The sequence below is a fragment of the Mesorhizobium sp. M2E.F.Ca.ET.209.01.1.1 genome, assembly GCF_004010375.2.
Taxonomy (GTDB): Bacteria; Pseudomonadota; Alphaproteobacteria; order Rhizobiales; family Rhizobiaceae; genus Mesorhizobium.
This window is the reverse complement of record NZ_SADP02000893.1, coordinates 1-311: the sequence shown is the minus strand read 5'-3', so window position 1 is coordinate 311 and position 311 is coordinate 1. Positions and strand designations below refer to the sequence as shown.

General features: G+C 68.8%; 1 protein-coding gene. It reads right to left on the bottom strand.

The genetic code is table 11. The features are described from left to right. The coding region (locus tag EN852_RS38365; RefSeq protein WP_135879872.1) for a DUF1194 domain-containing protein at window positions 1-251 on the bottom strand (251 nt) is incomplete at its 3' end. Between the last annotated feature and the right edge of the window lie 60 nt (window positions 252-311).

Sequence of the window (311 nt, the reverse complement as noted above, 5' to 3'; positions counted from 1 at the left end):
GCAAGTCTGGGCTGGCGGAAGGCGCTGATGTAGCCCTCGCGCTGTGCCCGCTGCTCGGCTCGGCTCATCGAGGGTGAAACGTCGACTGCGAAAACGAGCGCGAGGTCGACGTCGACGACGCCAACGTTCGGCCGGGGTGCGGCGGCTGCCCACTCGACCGCGCACAGCGCGAGCAGGCAAGCGGCGCCGCGTCGAATGCGTCGGAACGTTGCCGTTCCGTTGGTGACCGGCCGGGCCGCCGTGAAGGCCATTTGCATGCTCCGCGAAGCAAATGTCGGTGCATGCGAAGCTACCGGCCGGCCTGCGCGGAT